Raw genomic sequence first — 16,684 nt, forward strand, 5'->3', positions numbered from 1 at the left:
AGAAACATATGGCCGCGAAGCATGACATGGGGCCCCCCGCCCGGGCCGAGCGGTTCAATTACCGCAGCTGGCCCTTCTACTGGATCGCCCGGGCCAGCGGACGCTATCGCGGCAGGATGGAGGAAATGCTGCGCGGCACGAGCCTGGACATGCCGCGCTGGCGGGTACTGATGACTCTGCATCAGGACCGGGTGGCCAGCGTCAGCGAGATCGCGGCGCATTCGAGCGAGAAGTTGCCGACGATGACCCGGATCATCCAGCGAATGGAGGCAGACGGGCTTGTCCGCCGCCGCCCCCGCCCCGGTCGCGAACATGTCATGGAGGTGGTGCTGACCGATGCCGGCGAAGTCGCCGGCAACGAAGCCTGGGCCTGCGCCGATTCGATCTACGGCCAGGCGTTCGCCGGGATGAGCGATGCCGAGCTCGAACAGCTCACCAGCCTGCTCCGGCGGGTCGCGGAAAATCTGAAGGCTTCGGGCGACTGAGCGGCGTCATGCCGTCGTCCCGACGACGGGGAACAATCCGCGCTACAGATCGGCCGTCACGCCCCGCCCGGCTCCGGCCGCCGCCTGCACGACATGCTGCGCCGCCGCCAGATCCTGCACGATGTGCCCGAGCGACTTGTAGATCGTGATTTCGCCATCGTCGCGGCGGCCTTCGCAGCGACCGAGCAGCACTTCGCCGATCTCGCCCAGAAAATGGTCATCGGTGACGAGGCCCTCGGCGCGGGCGTTGATGAACTCGGCGCCCTGGCTCAGCACCGATTCCCGGCTGTCGCCGAAGAAGCGCGCCATGGCGACGAGCCGCGTGTCGATCTCGCTCGGCCCCGCCCGGCTCGATCCGACAACGTTGATATGGGTGCCTACCGCGATATCCTCGCTGCGCAGCAGGGGTTCGGCGGCGGCGGTCGTCGTGCAGAGGATATCGGCGCTCCGCGCGCAATCCGCCGGAGTCGCCGCGACCTCGGCGGCCACGCCCAGCTCCTTGCCCAGCCGCTCCGCCAGCGCCGCGGCCTTGGCGGCATCGCGGCCCCAGATCCGGATCGTCGCGATCGGACGCACCGCACAGATCGCCTGCGCATGGCCGTGCGCCTGCTCGCCCGTGCCGAGGATGCCGAGCACGGTCGCATCGCGGCGGGCGAGGACGTCGGTCGCCATCGCGCTCGCCGCCGCGGTGCGGATCGCGGTCACCGATCCCGCCTCGATCACCGCGCTCGGCTCGCCCGTCGCGGGATCGAACAGCAGCACGACGCCCTGGTGCGACGGTCGCGAGACGCCGTCCGCCGCGGCATGGACCACGCTGATCAGCTTGGATCCGTAGCTGCCCGGCATCACCCCGCCCATGACGCCGTAGACCCCGCCCGGCGCGGGGAAGATCTGGCGCAGCATCTGGTGCGTGCGCCCTTCCGAAAGCGCCGTCATCGCTTCGCGCATCAGGCCGATGCAATCGGTCATGGGAAGCAGTTCGCGGACGTCGCGGGCGCTGAGAATGATCATCGGGGGAGCTCTCGAAAAAGGGGACGATGGTCCATAGGCATGCGCCGTCCGATCGATCAAGCCAGGCCGGGCTCGGGCGGACCCCAGGAGGACCGCCCGCCCCGCCCTCAGATCGCGTTCATCGTCAGCAGGTCGTAGGTCGCGACCAGTTCGTCGGTCGAATCGGTTACCGAGACGGCCCAGCGAACCTCGCCATATTCGTCGTTGCGCTGCGTCTTGCTGCGGACGGTCAACGCGACCTTGATCGCCTCGCCGGGCGACACCGGCTTCACGAAGCGCAGCCCTTCGAGACCGTAATTGGCCAGCACGGGGCCCGGCGCCGGGTCGACGAACAGGCCTGCCGCGAACGACAGGATCAGGTAGCCGTGCGCCACCCGGCCCGGGAAGAAGGGATTGGCCGCGGCCGCCTCCTCGTCCATGTGCGCGTAGAAGGTGTCGCCGGTGAAGTTGGCAAAATGCTCGATATCCTCGAGCGTGATCGTGCGCGACGCGGTGCGCAGCGTATAGCCGATCTCGAGCTCGCCGAAGCGCTGGCGGAACGGATGGACCGCCCCCTCGGGCTGCGGCGCCCCTGCCAGCCAGCGGCCGGCGACGACGCTCAGACTGCGCGGATGTCCCTGGAGGGCGCTGCGCTGCATATAATGCTTCACGCCGCGCACGCCGCCCATTTCCTCGCCGCCACCGGCGCGGCCGGGGCCGCCATGGACCAGCATGGGAAGCGGCGAGCCATGACCGGTCGATTCCTTCGCACTGTCCCGATCGAGGATGACGATGCGGCCATGATAGGCGGCCGCGCCGATCACGAACCGTCGCGCGACCTGCGGGTCATAGGTGAACAGCGAAACCGCGAGCGAGCCGAGACCGCGATTGGCGAGCGCGATCGCGTCCTCGAAATCCGTATACGGCATCAGCGTCGACACCGGGCCGAACGCCTCGACGTCATGGACGAGCTTGGCGGTCCAGGGGTCGTCGCGGCGGAACAGCAGCGGCGAGACGAACGCGCCCTTGGTACCGTCGGCGCCCTGCACTGCGACCGTGTCGATGTCGCCGAAGACCAGCGTCGCCTCGGTCGCCAATTCCCGCGCCTTGGCACGAAGGTCGTTGAGCTGGGTCATGCCGGCGAGCGGCCCCATGGTAACGCCTTCCTGCGCAGGATCGCCGACGACGACCTTGGCGAGACGGCCCTTCAGCGCTTCCTCGGCGGCGTCGAGCCACTGGGCCGGCACGAACGCACGGCGGATCGCGGTGCACTTCTGCCCCGCCTTCACCGTCATTTCGCGCGCGACCTCCTTGACGAACAGGTCGAACTCGGGGGTACCCGGCGCCGCATCGGGACCGAGGATCGAGGCGTTGAGCGAATCGCGCTCGGCCACGAAGCGCACCGATTCCCGCGCGATGACGGGGTGGGTCTGGAGCTTCATCGCGGTCGCCGCCGATCCGGTGAAGGAGACGACGTCCTGGCAGGTCAGATGGTCGAGCAGGTCGCCGACGCCGCCGACGATCAGCTGGAGCGCGCCCGGCGGCAGCACGTCGGCCTCGATCATGATGCGGACGGCATGTTCGGTGACCTGGCAGGTCGCGGTGCCCGGCTTGACGATCGCCGGCACGCCCGCGAGCAGCGTCGGCCCGAGCTTCTCGAGCATGCCCCAGACCGGGAAGTTGAAGGCGTTGATGTGGACCGCGACGCCCTGGAGCGAGGTGTAGACATGCTGGCCGACGAAGCTGCCGGTCTTGCCGATCGGCTCGAGGTCGCCATCGGTCAGGATGACGTCGTCGGGCAGCTCGCGGCGGCCGCGCGACGACATGGTGAACAGCGTGCCCGCCCCGCCCTCGATGTCGATCCAGCCATCGACGCGCGTCGCGCCGGTCGAAGCCGACAGGGCGTACAGCTCTTCCTTGCGGGCCATGATCGCCTGCGCCAGCGCCTTGAGCGCGCGGGCACGGGCGTGGAAGGTCATCTTGCGCAACGCCGGGCCGCCGACCTCTCGGGCGTGGCGCAGCATCGCCGCGAAATCAAGTCCTTTGCTGCCCGCCTCGGCGACCAGCGACCCGTCGATCGCCGACAGGACAGGCAGCTTCTCGGTGGTGCTCGCGACCCACTGGTCGACGGCATAGTTGTTGAGCGTCTTGGTCATGGCTTCCTCAATCTGGGAACGGGCGTCAGCGCCCGGTGAACCTGGGGGCCCGCTTCTCGGTGAAAGCGCTCACGCCCTCGCGATAGTCGTCGCTGAAGCCGAGATCGCGCATCCAGCGGCCTTCGATGACGAGTTCCTCGTCGAGCGTCTTCATCATCGAGCCGCGGATCAGATGCTTGGTCGCGACCAGGCCGCGCGTCGGGCCGCTGGCGAACTTGCGGGCGAGCTTCATGCTCTCCTCCGCCAGCGCCTCGTCGTCGACGCACTTCCAGATCAGGCCCCACTCCTCGGCCTTCTCGGCGGGCAGCGGATCGCCGGTCATCGCAAGCCCCAGCGCGCGCGCTTGCCCCGCGAGACGCGGCAGCACCCAGGTGCCGCCCGAGTCGGGAATCAGGCCGATATTGGCGAAGGACTGGATGAACTTGGCGCTGCGCGCCGCGAAGACGATGTCGCAGGCGAAGGCAATGTTGGCGCCGGCACCGGCGGCAACACCGTTGACCGCGCAGATCACCGGCTTGTCCATCCCCGCGAGGCGGCGGACGAGCGGCGCGTAATATTTCTCGACCGAGGCGCCGAGATCGACCGCCTCCCCGCCGGGCGCCACCGCCCGGTCGGCAAGATCCTGCCCAGCGCAGAAACCACGCCCCGCGCCGGTCAGCAGCATTGCGCGGATCGCGGGATCGCTCTCGATCGTGCCGAGCGCGGAGGCGACCTCCTCGTGCATCGCCACGGTGAAGCTGTTCAACCGGTCCGGCCGGTTCAACGTCAGACGGGCTACGCCGTCCTCGACGACGAGCTCAATCGTTTCATAGGCCATAGACGATCCTCGACTTCCTTTTAATAGACTGCCCGGTCAGACAATTATTGGCAAGGGATAATTTGGAGACTAGATACATCTTATCTGATGCCGCAGAGAGAGTTTATGACGATCGGAACGGAAAGCATCATCGCCGTGGTCGGCGCGGGCACGATGGGCGCGGGAATCGCGCTGGTCGCGGCGCAGGCAGGCCACTCGGTTCGGGTAATCGACACCCAGGAAGCCGCGCTGGAGCGCGGGCGGCAGGGTATCGCCAGGTCGCTGGCCTCGCTGGTGAAGCGCGGCACCGTCGACGAGGCCGCCGCCGCCGCGATCGCCGACCGGATCGGCTGGAGCACCGACGTCGCCAGCGCCGCGCCGGCGGCATTGGCGGTCGAAGCGGTCGTCGAGCGGATGGACGTCAAGACCGGCCTGTTCCGCGCGCTCGCCGAGCATGTCGCGCCCGACGCGATCCTCGCCAGCAACACGTCCTCGCTGTCGATCGAGGCGATGGCGGAGGGTGTTCCGGGGCCGGAACGCTTCGCCGGCCTCCATTTCTTCAACCCCGTCCCCGCGATGAAGCTGGTCGAGCTGATCGCCTCCTCGCGCACCGCGCCCGGCGTGATCGACACGCTCGAAGCATTGATGCGCAGCTGGAAGAAGCTTCCCGTTCGCGTCCGCGACGTGCCGGGCTTCATCGTCAACCGCGTCGCCCGTCCCTATTATGGCGAAGGCTTCGCCGCCCTCGGAGAGGGGATCGACCCGGCCCTGATCGACCATGCGCTGGAAAGCGCGGGCGGCTTCCGCATGGGCCCGCTCGTGCTCGCCGACCTGATCGGCCACGACATCAACTACACCGTCGCCTGCCAGGTGTTCGAGGGCTATGCCGGCAAGACCCGCTTCCGCACGCACGCAAGCCAGAAGGCGATCTACGATTCCGGCCAGTTCGGCCGCAAGAGCGGCAAGGGCGTCTATGATTACGCCGCCGACCTCCCCGCCCCACCCTTCGTCGCACCCGGCGCGGTGCCCGGCAGCATCGAGGCCGGCCCTGATGCGGGCGAGATCGAGCCGCTGATCGCGCTGGCCGAGGCAGCCGGCGGCACCGTGGCCCGCTCCGCCGACATCGAACCCGGAGCGCTTCGCATCGATGGCAAGCTGCTGGCGATGGGCGACGGCCGCCGCCTCGCCGACCGCGCGGATGTGGATATCCTGCTCGACGCCGCCCGCGACCTCGCCGCCACCCCGACCCTGATCGTCACCACGCGCGACGCGGAGGCGCTGGCGCTGGCCGCCGGTTTCGCGAAGCTGGTCGGCAAGCAGCTGCTGGCGCTGCCCGACCGGCCGGGCCAGGTCGTGCTGCGCACGCTCGCCCAGCTGGCCAATTCGGGCTTCGACGCGCTCGCCGACGACATCGCCGACGCGGCCGGGGTCGATACCGCGATGCGTTTCGGCGCCAACCATCCCCAGGGTCCGCTGGACTGGGCGCGGGGTTTCGGCACCGCCCGGCTCGGCTCGGTGCTGTCGAACATCGCCGCCGCGACCGGCGATGCGATCTACGCGCCTTCCCCCGCCATCGGCATGTCGGAGCCCGCATGAGCGACGCCCTAGCTTACCGCGTCGCCGAACGTCTGCTCGCGCAGGAGGGAACGGCGCCGGTCTGGAATATCGTGCTGGAGGAGGCGCGGGTCGGCTATGCCCGCATCGCGATGAAAATCCGGCCGGACATGACCAACGGCCTCGGCTCGATCCATGGCGGCATGATCTTCGCACTGGCCGACACCGCCTTCGCCTATGCCTGCAACAGCCGCAACGTGGCGACGGTCGCGCAGGGCGCCTCGATCCTGTTCCTGTCCCCGGCCCATCCCGGCGAGGAGCTGGTTGCCGAAGCGAGTGAAGCCGCTATGGCCGGCCGCAGCGGCGCCTACGGCGTCGCCATCCGCACCCGCGACGGTCGTGCGGTCGCCCAGTTCCAGGGCCACTCCCGCACGGTAGGCGGCCCGATCATCGACGATTCCGAAGGAGATTCCCATGGCTGACGCCTATATCTGCGACGCAGCGCGTACCCCGATCGGCCGCTATGGCGGCAGCCTCGCCGCGGTCCGCGCCGACGACCTGGCCGCAATCCCGATGCGGGCGCTGCGCGAGCGCAATCCCGGCATCGTCGGGCATATCGACGATATCCTGTTCGGCTGCGCCAACCAGGCGGGCGAGGACAACCGCAACGTAGCCCGGATGGCGGCCCTGCTCGCCGGCCTCGGCGAGGACGCCCCTGGCACGACGATCAACCGCCTGTGCGGATCCGGCATGGACGCGGTCGCCTATGCGGCCCGCGCGATCAAGGCCGGCGAGGCCGACCTGATCATCGCCGGCGGCGTCGAGAGCATGTCGCGCGCGCCCTTCGTCATGCCGAAGGCCGAAAGCGCCTTCTCCCGCGCCAACGCGGTCTATGACACGACGATCGGCTGGCGCTTCGTCAACAAGCTGATGAAACAGCAGTTCGGCATCGATTCGATGCCCGAGACCGCCGAGAACGTCGCGCAGGAATTCCAGGTCAGCCGCGCCGACCAGGACAAGTTCGCGGTCGAGAGCCAGCGCCGCGCCGCCGCGGCCCAGGCCAATGGCCGCCTTTCGGCCGAGATCGTGCCGGTGTCGATCGCCCAGAAGAAGGGCGACCCGATCCTCGTCGACCGCGACGAGCACCCGCGCGAGACCAGCGTCGAGACGCTCGGCAAGCTCAAGCCGATCGTTCGCCCCGACGGCACGATCACCGCGGGGAACGCCAGCGGCGTCAATGACGGCGCCGCCGCGATCATCGTCGCCAGCAAGGCGGCGGTCGAGAAATATGGCCTGACCCCGCGCGCGAAGGTGCTCGGCGGAGCGGTGGCGGGCGTCCCGCCGCGGATCATGGGCATCGGCCCGGCCCCCGCCAGCCAGAAGCTGCTCGAGCGGCTCGGCCTCGCCATCGGCGCGATGGACGTCGTCGAGCTCAACGAAGCCTTCGCCAGCCAGGGCCTCGCCGTGCTCCGCCAACTCGGCCTGCCCGACGATGCGGCACATGTGAACCCGAATGGCGGAGCCATCGCGCTCGGTCATCCGTTGGGCATGTCGGGGGCACGCCTGGTTCTTTCGGCCACCGAGGAACTGGTGCGCAGCGGCGGATCGAAAGCGCTTTGCACGATGTGCATCGGCGTCGGCCAGGGTATCGCCCTCGCCATCGAACGGGTGTGAAAGCTCGGCCCTCGATCGCCGCGGTCCAAGCCGTCCGGGGCGATCGAGGGTCCGCAATCGGCCCCGGGAAAATTGATTGACCGGGTGGTCGGTTAATTATATAGTGCAGGTCATCAAGGAGATTCGCCCATGTACACGACGGAACTCGACAAGACGGCCACTGCCCCCACGCCGATCGGCGGCGAGGACCCTGCGCTGATCGCGGCCTTCGAGGCGCGCGTCGCGGCCGACGAATTCATCGAGCCGAAGGACTGGATGCCCGAGGCCTATCGGCGGACGTTGACCCGCCAGATTTCCCAGCACGCGCATAGCGAGATCGTCGGCATGCTGCCCGAGGGCAACTGGCTGACCCGCGCGCCGAGCCTGAAGCGCAAGGCGATCCTCCTCGCCAAGATCCAGGACGAGGGCGGCCACGGCCTCTATCTTTACTGCGCGGCGGAGACGCTGGGCACGAGCCGCCAGCAGATGATCGAGGCGCTCCACAGCGGTCGCGCCAAATATTCGACCATCTTCAACTATCCGACGCTCAACTGGGCGGACATCGGTGCGGTCGGCTGGCTGGTCGACGGTGCCGCGATCATGAACCAGGTGCCGCTGCAGCGGACCAGCTACGGCCCTTATGCCCGGGCGATGGTCCGCGTCTGCAAGGAAGAGAGCTTCCACCAGCGGCAGGGCTTCGACATCATGCTGACGATGGCCAACGGCTCGCCCGAGCAGAAGGCGATGGCGCAGGACGCGCTGAACCGCTGGTGGTGGCCGTCGCTGATGATGTTCGGCCCGTCCGACGACAATTCGCCGAACACGGCGCAGTCGATCCGCTGGCGCATCAAGCGCGAGACCAACGACGAGCTGCGCCAGAAGTTCGTCGACGCCACCGTGCCGCAGGCCGAACTGCTCGGCCTGACCATCCCCGATCCCGACCTGAAGTGGAACGAGGAGCGCGGCCATTATGATTTCGGCGCGATCGAGTGGGACGAGTTCTACGCCGTCGTGCGCGGCGAGGGAGCGACCGCCAAGGAGCGCCTGAAGGCGCGTCGTGCCGCCTGGGACGACGGTGCGTGGGTGCGCGCCGCGGCCGATGCCCATGAAGCGAAGCGTGCCGCCCGCTCGGCCGTCGCGGCCTAAGGAAGGATAGAGAAGATGAGCAAGGATTGGCCACTTTGGGAAGTGTTCGTCCGCGCGCGCGGCGGGCTCGATCATCGTCATGCGGGTTCGGTCCACGCGCCGGATGCGGAGATGGCACTGCGCCATGCGCGCGATACCTATACGCGACGGATGGAGGGCGTGAGCCTGTGGGTCGTCAAGTCGACCGACATCGCCGCGTCCGACCCCGACCAGGCGGGCGAGCTGTTCGAGCCGGCGGCGACCAAGATCTATCGCCATCCGACCTTCTACGAACTGCCCGACGCCATAAAGCACATGTGAGGCAGCGATGAGCGACATTCTCTTCCGAAGCCTGCTCGAGCTGGGCGACGACAGCCTGATCCTCGGGCAGCGCCTCTGCGAATGGTGCGGCAAGGCTCCCTCGGTCGAAGTCGACCTGAGCCTGTCGAACCTCGGGCTCGACCTCATCGGTCAGGCGACCCTGTTCCTCAACTATGCCGGCGAGGTCGAGGGCAAGGGCCGCGACGGCGACCGCCTCGCCTTCCATCGCGGCGGCGAGCAGTTCCGCAACAGCCTGCTGGTCGAACAGCCGAACGGCGACTTCGGCCAGACCATGGCACGCCAGTTCCTCTTCTCGACCTATCAGCTCGCCCTGTTCGAACAGCTCGTGAAGTCGACCGATCCGCGCATCGCCGAGATCGCCGCCAAGGCGGTCAAGGAAGTGCGCTACCATGCCGACATCGCGGCCGACTGGGTGATCCGTCTCGGCGACGGCACCGAGGAAAGCCATGAGCGCATGGTCGAGGGCTTCGACTGGTTCTGGCGGTTCATCGACGACATGTTCGCGATGGACGACGATCAGCGCGCTTTGGTCGACCAGGGCATCCTCGCCGACAAGGCGGCGCTGCGCCCGGCGTTCGACGCCCATGTCGCCGCCGTGCTCGCCGAGGCCACCCTGCCCGCCGCACCCACCGTATGGCAGGTCGGCTCGGGCCGCCAGGGCCGGCACAGCGAGCATCTGTCGCACCTGCTCGCCGAGATGCAGCAGCTGCCGCGCGCCCATCCGGAAGCTACCTGGTAAGATCATGTCCACCGGAGCAGCCCTGTCGGAAAAAGCGCTGCGGGACCGGATCGACACGGTGCTCGCCGAGGTGCCCGATCCCGAGATCCCGGCCGTGTCGGTCGTCGATCTGGGCATCGTGCGCGGCGTGGAGTCCGAGGGAGCGGGCGGGCCGAGCGTGATCATCACGCCGACCTATACCGGTTGCCCGGCGACGATCGCGATCGAGCTGGCGATCCGCGTCGCGCTCGACGAGGCGGGGCTGGCGGATGTCGGCATCAAGACGGTTCTGTCGCCGCCGTGGAGCACCGACATGATCAGCGATGCCGGGCGCGACAAGCTGCGCGCCTATGGCATCGCGCCGCCGCCGAAGGGCGCCGAAGGGCGCTCCTTGCGCGGGACGGACATCGTCGAATGCCCACAATGTGGATCGACCCGCACGCATGAGGTGAGTCGCTTCGGCTCCACCCCCTGCAAGGCGCTCTGGCAATGTTCCGACTGCCATGAGCCGTTCGACCGGTTCAAATGTCACTGAAGTCTATGGGTCGGCCGGCGCGCCCGAAGCGCGGCCTCACCCGGGGGAAAAGGAAGTAGATCATGTCCAGCGGCTTTCACGCCCTCCAGATCGCCGAGGTCCGGCGCGAGATCGACGACGCGGTCTCGCTGCGCTTCACCGTGCCGGAGGAACTGCGCGACGCCTTCCGCTTCACCCCCGGCCAGCACCTGACGCTGCGCACCGACATGGACGGCGAGGATCTTCGCCGCAACTATTCGATCTGCGCCGCACCGCATGAGGGCGAGCTGCGGGTCGCGATCAAGCAGGTCAACGGCGGCCGCTTCTCGACCTGGGCGAACAAGGCGCTCGCCGCCGGCCAGACGATGGAGGTCATGCCCCCGCACGGCAGCTTCACCTGGACCTTCGATCCCGATCGCCAGGCGGTCTATGCGGGCTTTGCCGGCGGATCGGGGATCACGCCGATCCTCTCGCTGCTCAAGACCGCGCTGCGCGAGGAGCCCAAGAGCCGCTTCGTGCTGTTCTACGGCAACCGGGCGAGCGGCAGCATCATGTTCCTCGAAGAGATAGCGGCGATGAAGAACCGCTTCCTCGGCCGCCTCGAGGTCTATCATTTCCTCGAGGACGAGGAAGACGACATCACCCTGTTCAACGGCCGGCTCGACACCGCCAAGACCGCCGAGATCTTCGGCCCGCTGATCGATCCCTCGAGCATTGACGCGGCCTTCATCTGCGGGCCTGGGCCGATGATGGACGCGGTCGAGGCGGGCCTGAAGAAAGCCGGCGTTCCCGGCGACCGCATCCTGATCGAGCGCTTCACCGTCGGTGAGATGACCGGCGAACAGCTTGCCGCCGCCCGCGAACTGGAGCGCAAGGCCGAGGGCCTCAAGGTCAAGCTGACCCTCGACGGCCGCCGCCGCACCGTCACCTTCGACGCCGAAAAGGGCTCGATTCTCGAAAATGCCCGCGCCGCCGGCATGCCCGCCCCCTTCGCCTGCAAGGCTGGCGTCTGTGCCACCTGCCGTGCAAAGGTGGTGTCGGGAGAAGTGACGATGAAGCAGAATTACGGCCTCGCGCCCGAGGAAGTTGCGGCGGGCTACGTGCTCACCTGCCAGGCGGTACCGCTGACCGACGACGTCGAGCTCAATTTCGATGCCTGAGCCGCAGGACCTGATCGCCGAGCGCCCCGCCGAGGGCGTCCTGCTCCTCCGCCTCAACCGCCCCGAGCGGCGCAACGCACTGGCGACGCCGCTGCTCTGCGCGCTCGCCGAGGCGATCGAGGCCGCCGACGGCGACGACGCGGTGCGCCTAGTGGTTCTCACCGGCAGCGACAAGGTCTTCGCGGCTGGCGCCGACATCAACGAACTGGCGGTGAGCGGCCCCGACGATCCGATCGACACGCCCCGCTTCCGCGCCTGGGCGGCGATCCGCGCCTTCACCAAGCCGCTGATCGCCGCGGTCGAAGGCTGGTGCCTCGGCGCCGGGGCCGAGTTGATGATGTGCACCGACATCGTCGTCGCCGGCAAGGGCGCGAAGATCGGTCTGCCCGAGACCAATCTCGGCATCATTCCAGGTGCCGGGGGCACCGCCACCCTGCCCCGCCGCGTCGGTCAGGCGCGGGCGCTCGACATGGTGCTGACGGGCGAACCCATCGGGGCGGAGCAGGCGCAGGCGATCGGCCTGATCGCGCGGCTCGCCGAGCAGGGCGAGGCGCTTGCCGACGCGCTGGCACTGGCCGAAAAGCTGGCCGCCCGCGCGCCGCTCGCCCTGCGCGCCGCGAAGTCCAGTATCCGAGCGGCGGCAGATCTCGACGAGGATGCCCATCTGCGTGCCGAACGCGTCCACTTCATCCGGCTGCTCGGCACCGCGGACAAGGCCGAGGGCATCGCCGCCTTCCAGGAAAAGCGCGCGCCCGTCTGGCAAGGGCGTTAGGCCGACAAAGCCCGTTCGTCCTTGGACTTCGCTCGGGGCGAACGGTGCTGCTCCTGCGCGATCTCAGCCCGCGATCAGGTCGAAGGCCCGGTCGGCGATCGCCTCGGGCTTGAGCGGGCCGGCCGGATCGTACCAGTTGCCGGTCCAGTTGATCATGCCGAACAGCAACATCGTCCGCGCCCGCGCTTCGCCCTTGTCCTTGCCGAGCGCGGGATCGATCTCGACCAGCAGGCCCTGTACGGCATCGACGATGCGGCGCTGCTTGGCGATGATCGCCAGGCGGCGTTCGGGCGGCAGGTTGTCGAGTTCGTTCAGCAGAACCTTCTGCCGCGACGCCGCCCCCACATAATCGGACATGAACAGGCGAAGCAGGCGGTGCAGCCGGTCGCGCGCGGTGCCCTGCTCGGCCATCGCCGCCTCGACGCTCTCGACCAGCCCGTCGACATGCGAGGCCATGACCGCGTAGAGCACGTCCTCCTTCGACGGATAATAGTGGTAGAGCAACGACTTGGAAGTCCTGCAGGCCTTGGCGATGTCGGACACCGAGGCGCCCAGGAAGCCGCGCTCGGCAAACAGCTCCGCCGCCTTCTCGACAATCGCCTCGCGTCGTTCCTCGTAATCGGCCGCCTGCGTCCGCGCCATTATAGCCCCGTTACCACTCTCGATATGACAAAATGGACTAACGGGTGCTGGCGGCGCGTCAACCGCGCTGATGCGTCAGGCGTGCCGCCGGTCGAAATCAATCTTCCTCGGCGACGACGAGGGTCACCAGGTGGCGGGCGAAGCCCATCAGGTCCTTGCCGGCGGCACGGTTCTCGGGCGATGCCATCGCCGCGTCGAAACATGCGCGATCCGGGAAGTGCATCTCCGCGATCAGGAAATAGGGAGCCTCCCCCATCGGCGATCCGGTGATCCGGTTGACGACCGCTTTCTGGAGATGCGGCGTCTTCGCCACCAGCGGCATGTGGACGTCGTGATAGTGCGACAGGAATGCCGCTTCATCCTCGGGCTGCTTGTACAAGGCGATCAGCTTGACGGTCATGGGAATCGGCTCTCCTTCAAAGCGGCCAGTTTTCCAATGTCTCGACAAAAGTCGAGAGCCAGCCGTTGGTTTGATGCCCGTCTACCACGCGGTGGTCGATCGTCAGAGAGACATAGGCGAGCGGACGGATCTGGATGGTGTCGACGCCGTCGACCTCGCGTACCACGACGCGCTTCTCGGTCTTGCCGATCCCCAGGATCGCGGATTGCGGCTGGCTGATGATGATCGGCGTCGCGAACAGCGATCCCGACACGCCGTGGTTGGAGATGGTGAAGGTGCCGCCGCGCATGTCGGCGGGGGTCAGCTTGTTGGCGCGGGCGCGCTCGACCATGTCGGTCAGCCGCCTGGCGATGCCGAGCAGCGACAGTTCCTGGCACTTCGCCACGACCGGCACAACCAGTCCCTTGTCGCCCAGCGCGGTGCCGATACCGACATTGACGTCGTCGAAAATGTCGAGCCGGTCGTCGTACCAGCGGCTGTTGATCGCCGGGGCCGCCTTCATCGCCGCGACGCTGGCCGCGATGAAATAGGCCGTGAAGGTCAGGTTGGCGCCTTCCTGGGCGAAGGCGGCCTTGTGCTTGCGGCGGTGCGCCATGATCGCGCTGAAGTCGCATTCGAACATCGCGGTGACGTGCGGCGCCACCGTCACGCTGTTGAGCATGTTCTGCGCGATCGCCAGGCGCATCCGGTCGTGCGGGATCGATCGCACGCCGCCGCTCGGCACAGGCACGTCCGACGGCGCCGCGACGGGGGCCGGCTTCGACGCGGCCATTGCCGCGACAGGGGCCGCGACGCGCTCGGCCACCGCCTTGTCGACATCGGCGCGGGTGATCCGCCCCGCCCTGCCCGTGCCGGTGATCGTCGCGGGATCGATATTATGGGTCTTCACCGCGCGCCGGACGGCGGGCGACAGCGCGAGCGCCATGCTCCCGGACGAAGGAGAGGATGCCGGAGCCGGAGCAGGCTCCGCCTCCCCAGGCGTGGCCCCGGCATCCCCGGCCGCGGCGGGAACCTCGACGGTTTCCGCCACGTCGCCACCGATCCGCAGACGGCCGAGCAAAGCGCCAGGCTCGGCCTCCGCGTCGGATTGCAGCAGGATCTCGGCGACCACGCCCGATGCCGGCGCGGGAACCTCCTGCGTCACCTTGTCGGTTTCGAGTTCGACCAGCGGGTCGTTTTCCTCGACCCGCTCGCCGACCTGCCGGAGCCAGCTCCGGACGATCGCCTTGGTGCCCTCCTGCTCGGCGGGCACGAATATGTCGATATAGCCCATGGTGCCCCCGTCAGAATGCAATGAGTTCGTCGATCTTGGCGCGGATGCGCTCGACCGACGGCACCGCCCAATCGAGCAGCAGCGGATTATGCGGACTCGGGATGTCGGGCATGGTCACCCGCGCGACCGGCGCGTCGAGATCCATGAACGCCTCGTCCGCGACCACCGCCGCGATCTCGGCGCCGAAGCCGGCGGTCTGCAGATCCTCATGCACGATCAGGCAGCGGCGGGTGCGGCGGACCGAATCCAGCACCGCCTCGCGGTCCCACGGCATCAAGGTGCGCAGGTCGATGACGTCGGCGGAGACATGCGCGGCCGCATCCTCGCAGCGCGGCACCATCGCGCCCCAGGTGACTATGGTGATGTCGCTGCCCTGGCGGGTCAGCTTCGCCTTGCCGAACGGCAGGACGAAATCATCCCCCGGATAGGGGCGACGCGCCCAGGCGAGGTCGAGCAGGTTGCGATGCTCGAAGAAGATCACCGGATCGTTGCCGCGCAGCGAGGCGCGCAGCAGGCCGACCGCGTCCTCGGCGTTCGACGGCACCGCGACCTTCCAGCCCGGATTGTGGACGAAGGCCACCTCGTTGGTCTGGCTGTGCCACGGGTCGCCGCACTTGAAGAAGCCGCCGGGGATGCGGACGACCATCGGCGCCGCGAAGCGGTTGTTGGTGCGCCAGCGCATCGTCCCGCAGTCGTTGATCTGCTCGGTCGCGGGCTCGGCATATTTGCGGAACTGGATTTCCGGCACCGGCATCAGCCCGGCCAGCGCCATGCCGACCGCGCGGCCGATGATGCCCTCCTCCGACAGCGAGGTGTCGAAGACACGGCTCGTGCCGTATTTCTCCTGAAGGCCCAGCGTCACCGCATGGACGCCGCCCTTGGGACCGATGTCCTCACCGAACAGCACGACCTTGTCGTTGATCGACAGTTCGTGGTCGAGGGTGCGGCGGATCGCGGTCACCATGTTGATGCGCTGCCCCTCGGGCTTCGCTGCCTCGGTCGACGCGGGGGCGACATAGCCGTGCAGCGCCATCCCGCCCTCGGCTTGCAGTTCGCCCTCGAAGAACACGTTCTTCATCACGCTTTCGGGCAGCGAAACCGGGCGCGCCTTTGCTTCCTCGCAGGCGGCTTCGGCCGCGGCCTGCGCCTCGCCCTCGAGAGCCGTCCACTCATCCTCGCCAAGCACGGCGGGAACCAGGTAGGACTTCAGCTTGGGCAGCGGATCGCGCGCCCATTCGGCCTCGACGATATTGGCCGACTTGTAGGTCTGGGTGTCCTGGAAGCTGTGGCCCTGGAGCCGGGGCACGGTCAGGCGCAGCATGGCCGGCGCCCGTTCGTCGCGGACATAGGCGGTCGCCTCGTCGACGAGGCGCGCGGCCTCGGCGGGATCGGTGCCGTCGCCGGAGAATATCTTCAGCCCCTGCCAGCTCGCCAGGTTGGCGGCGATGTTGCCGCCCGGCGTCTGGAAGGTCGACGGGACCGAGATGCCGAAGCCGTTGTCCTCGATGTAGAAGAGCATCGGCAGCGTCTGCGTCGTCGCGATCGTCAGCGCGGCCCAAAAACCGTTCGACGCGACCGATCCGTCGCCGCCCAGCACGACCGCGAGCGCCTTGTCATAGGCGGGGTCCTTTACGACCGTCCGGTAATATTCGATCGCCTGCGCCCAGCCGGCGGTCGGCGTGTACTGCGCACCGACTCCGCCGCACATCGGCAGGGCCGAGGCGCCGTTCGGATTGGGGAAGTTGAACACCACGCCGATGTCGCGGCCGTCCGAATAGCCGCCGGCACGCCCCATCGCCGAACCGAGCGCGTCGGCGACGTCGACGCCGAGCGCGAGCAGCAGCGGGCGCGAGCGATAATAGCCGCAGCTGGCGTCCTGCGGATTGTCGAGCCGGCAGCCGAGCAAGATCTGCCCCATGTCATGGCCCCGCGCCGAGAATTGGTAGAGCACCTCCTTCTCCGGGACGAGGCGGGTTTCCTCCATCTTGTCGAGCGCGCGCGACAGATGGACGAGATAGGCGACGCGCTTCCAGTCGACGGTATCGTCGGGCGCGTTGCGGAGCGGCGGCTGGATCGCGGCGGTGGCCATCGGGGAAACTCCGTC

At 68.2% G+C, this 16,684-nt stretch carries 17 protein-coding genes; 10 read left to right on the top strand and 7 right to left on the bottom strand.

Annotated features, from left to right (window positions below; translation table 11 throughout):
- Positions 1 to 8 precede the first annotated feature (8 nt).
- Positions 9 to 485: a MarR family winged helix-turn-helix transcriptional regulator gene (locus ASE22_RS02040; RefSeq protein WP_056356225.1), complete on the top strand. Its 477-nt coding sequence runs from the start codon at positions 9 to 11 to the stop codon at positions 483 to 485.
- A 42-nt stretch (positions 486 to 527) separates the two neighbouring features.
- Here the strand turns inward: ASE22_RS02040 and ASE22_RS02045 are convergent, their stop codons facing one another.
- The 3 genes from ASE22_RS02045 to paaG all read right to left on the bottom strand — a co-directional run bounded on the left by ASE22_RS02045 (position 528) and on the right by paaG (position 4,448).
- A complete protein-coding gene (locus ASE22_RS02045; RefSeq protein WP_056354252.1) occupies positions 528 to 1,496 on the bottom strand; it encodes an ornithine cyclodeaminase family protein in 969 nt (322 codons plus the stop codon).
- 107 nt (positions 1,497 to 1,603) lie between these two features.
- Positions 1,604 to 3,631, bottom strand: coding sequence for a phenylacetic acid degradation bifunctional protein PaaZ (gene paaZ, locus ASE22_RS02050; protein WP_056354254.1), 2,028 nt, complete (start codon positions 3,629 to 3,631; stop codon positions 1,604 to 1,606).
- Between the two features lie 25 nt (positions 3,632 to 3,656).
- Positions 3,657 to 4,448 carry a 2-(1,2-epoxy-1,2-dihydrophenyl)acetyl-CoA isomerase PaaG gene (gene paaG / locus ASE22_RS02055; RefSeq protein ID WP_056354257.1) on the bottom strand — a complete coding sequence of 264 codons (792 nt, stop codon included), beginning with the start codon at positions 4,446 to 4,448 and terminating at the stop codon, positions 3,657 to 3,659.
- A 105-nt stretch (positions 4,449 to 4,553) separates the two neighbouring features.
- Between paaG and ASE22_RS02060 the strand changes: the two genes are divergently transcribed.
- The 9 genes from ASE22_RS02060 to ASE22_RS02100 all read left to right on the top strand — a co-directional run bounded on the left by ASE22_RS02060 (position 4,554) and on the right by ASE22_RS02100 (position 12,265).
- Positions 4,554 to 6,023, top strand: a complete 1,470-nt coding sequence (locus ASE22_RS02060; RefSeq protein ID WP_056354259.1) for a 3-hydroxyacyl-CoA dehydrogenase NAD-binding domain-containing protein — start codon at positions 4,554 to 4,556, stop codon at positions 6,021 to 6,023.
- On the top strand, positions 6,020 to 6,463 hold the full coding sequence (paaI, locus tag ASE22_RS02065; RefSeq protein WP_056354264.1) for a hydroxyphenylacetyl-CoA thioesterase PaaI: 444 nt from the start codon (positions 6,020 to 6,022) through the stop codon (positions 6,461 to 6,463). Before ASE22_RS02060 ends, paaI begins: the two co-directional genes overlap by 4 nt.
- Positions 6,456 to 7,655: a 3-oxoadipyl-CoA thiolase gene (pcaF, locus tag ASE22_RS02070; RefSeq protein ID WP_056354267.1), complete on the top strand. Its 1,200-nt coding sequence runs from the start codon at positions 6,456 to 6,458 to the stop codon at positions 7,653 to 7,655. The genes paaI and pcaF overlap by 8 nt, the downstream gene beginning before the upstream one ends.
- Positions 7,656 to 7,784: 129 nt before the next feature.
- Positions 7,785 to 8,780: a 1,2-phenylacetyl-CoA epoxidase subunit PaaA gene (gene paaA / locus ASE22_RS02075; RefSeq protein ID WP_056354270.1), complete on the top strand. Its 996-nt coding sequence runs from the start codon at positions 7,785 to 7,787 to the stop codon at positions 8,778 to 8,780.
- A 15-nt stretch (positions 8,781 to 8,795) separates the two neighbouring features.
- Complete coding sequence (gene paaB / locus ASE22_RS02080) at positions 8,796 to 9,080, top strand: 1,2-phenylacetyl-CoA epoxidase subunit PaaB (RefSeq protein WP_056354273.1); 285 nt, start codon at positions 8,796 to 8,798, stop codon at positions 9,078 to 9,080.
- Between the two features lie 7 nt (positions 9,081 to 9,087).
- Positions 9,088 to 9,840, top strand: a complete 753-nt coding sequence (gene paaC, locus ASE22_RS02085) for a 1,2-phenylacetyl-CoA epoxidase subunit PaaC (protein ID WP_056354275.1) — start codon at positions 9,088 to 9,090, stop codon at positions 9,838 to 9,840.
- Between the two features lie 4 nt (positions 9,841 to 9,844).
- A complete protein-coding gene (gene paaD / locus ASE22_RS02090; RefSeq protein WP_056354277.1) occupies positions 9,845 to 10,354 on the top strand; it encodes a 1,2-phenylacetyl-CoA epoxidase subunit PaaD in 510 nt (169 codons plus the stop codon).
- 62 nt (positions 10,355 to 10,416) lie between these two features.
- The gene (gene paaE, locus ASE22_RS02095; protein ID WP_056354279.1) at positions 10,417 to 11,493 is read left to right on the top strand and encodes a 1,2-phenylacetyl-CoA epoxidase subunit PaaE; all 1,077 of its coding nucleotides are present in this window, start codon (positions 10,417 to 10,419) and stop codon (positions 11,491 to 11,493) included.
- The gene (locus tag ASE22_RS02100) at positions 11,486 to 12,265 is read left to right on the top strand and encodes an enoyl-CoA hydratase-related protein (protein ID WP_056354281.1); all 780 of its coding nucleotides are present in this window, start codon (positions 11,486 to 11,488) and stop codon (positions 12,263 to 12,265) included. The genes paaE and ASE22_RS02100 overlap by 8 nt, the downstream gene beginning before the upstream one ends.
- 63 nt (positions 12,266 to 12,328) lie before the next feature.
- On the opposite strand, the gene ASE22_RS02105 is transcribed toward ASE22_RS02100, so the two are convergent.
- From ASE22_RS02105 to ASE22_RS02120, 4 genes are all read right to left on the bottom strand, one after another.
- Positions 12,329 to 12,907, bottom strand: coding sequence for a TetR/AcrR family transcriptional regulator (locus ASE22_RS02105; RefSeq protein ID WP_056354283.1), 579 nt, complete (start codon positions 12,905 to 12,907; stop codon positions 12,329 to 12,331).
- A gap of 97 nt (positions 12,908 to 13,004) precedes the next feature.
- The gene (locus tag ASE22_RS02110; RefSeq protein ID WP_056354285.1) at positions 13,005 to 13,307 is read right to left on the bottom strand and encodes an EthD family reductase; all 303 of its coding nucleotides are present in this window, start codon (positions 13,305 to 13,307) and stop codon (positions 13,005 to 13,007) included.
- Positions 13,308 to 13,323: 16 nt separating this feature from the next.
- On the bottom strand, positions 13,324 to 14,601 hold the full coding sequence (locus ASE22_RS02115; protein WP_235537508.1) for a dihydrolipoamide acetyltransferase family protein: 1,278 nt from the start codon (positions 14,599 to 14,601) through the stop codon (positions 13,324 to 13,326).
- Positions 14,591 to 16,669, bottom strand: a complete 2,079-nt coding sequence (locus tag ASE22_RS02120; RefSeq protein WP_056354288.1) for a transketolase C-terminal domain-containing protein — start codon at positions 16,667 to 16,669, stop codon at positions 14,591 to 14,593. The genes ASE22_RS02115 and ASE22_RS02120 overlap by 11 nt, the downstream gene beginning before the upstream one ends.
- Positions 16,670 to 16,684: the final 15 nt, after the last annotated feature.

The organism is Sphingomonas sp. Root720, from assembly GCF_001428605.1.
Taxonomy (GTDB): domain Bacteria; phylum Pseudomonadota; class Alphaproteobacteria; order Sphingomonadales; family Sphingomonadaceae; genus Rhizorhabdus.

Bases quoted from the DNA above. Each gene is read 5' to 3' on its own strand.
- paaC (WP_056354275.1), top strand. From the start codon at position 9,088: ATGAGCGACATTCTCTTCCGAAGCCTGCTCGAGCTGGGCGACGACAGC.
- paaE (WP_056354279.1), top strand. From the start codon at position 10,417: ATGTCCAGCGGCTTTCACGCCCTCCAGATCGCCGAGGTCCGGCGCGAG.
- paaI (WP_056354264.1), top strand. From the start codon at position 6,020: ATGAGCGACGCCCTAGCTTACCGCGTCGCCGAACGTCTGCTCGCGCAG.
- ASE22_RS02060 (WP_056354259.1), top strand. From the start codon at position 4,554: ATGACGATCGGAACGGAAAGCATCATCGCCGTGGTCGGCGCGGGCACG.
- paaD (WP_056354277.1), top strand. From the start codon at position 9,845: ATGTCCACCGGAGCAGCCCTGTCGGAAAAAGCGCTGCGGGACCGGATC.
- ASE22_RS02110 (WP_056354285.1), bottom strand. From the start codon at position 13,307: ATGACCGTCAAGCTGATCGCCTTGTACAAGCAGCCCGAGGATGAAGCG.
- paaZ (WP_056354254.1), bottom strand. From the start codon at position 3,631: ATGACCAAGACGCTCAACAACTATGCCGTCGACCAGTGGGTCGCGAGC.
- ASE22_RS02105 (WP_056354283.1), bottom strand. From the start codon at position 12,907: ATGGCGCGGACGCAGGCGGCCGATTACGAGGAACGACGCGAGGCGATT.
- paaA (WP_056354270.1), top strand. From the start codon at position 7,785: ATGTACACGACGGAACTCGACAAGACGGCCACTGCCCCCACGCCGATC.
- pcaF (WP_056354267.1), top strand. From the start codon at position 6,456: ATGGCTGACGCCTATATCTGCGACGCAGCGCGTACCCCGATCGGCCGC.
- ASE22_RS02120 (WP_056354288.1), bottom strand. From the start codon at position 16,669: ATGGCCACCGCCGCGATCCAGCCGCCGCTCCGCAACGCGCCCGACGAT.
- paaB (WP_056354273.1), top strand. From the start codon at position 8,796: ATGAGCAAGGATTGGCCACTTTGGGAAGTGTTCGTCCGCGCGCGCGGC.
- ASE22_RS02045 (WP_056354252.1), bottom strand. From the start codon at position 1,496: ATGATCATTCTCAGCGCCCGCGACGTCCGCGAACTGCTTCCCATGACC.
- paaG (WP_056354257.1), bottom strand. From the start codon at position 4,448: ATGGCCTATGAAACGATTGAGCTCGTCGTCGAGGACGGCGTAGCCCGT.
- ASE22_RS02040 (WP_056356225.1), top strand. From the start codon at position 9: ATGGCCGCGAAGCATGACATGGGGCCCCCCGCCCGGGCCGAGCGGTTC.
- ASE22_RS02100 (WP_056354281.1), top strand. From the start codon at position 11,486: ATGCCTGAGCCGCAGGACCTGATCGCCGAGCGCCCCGCCGAGGGCGTC.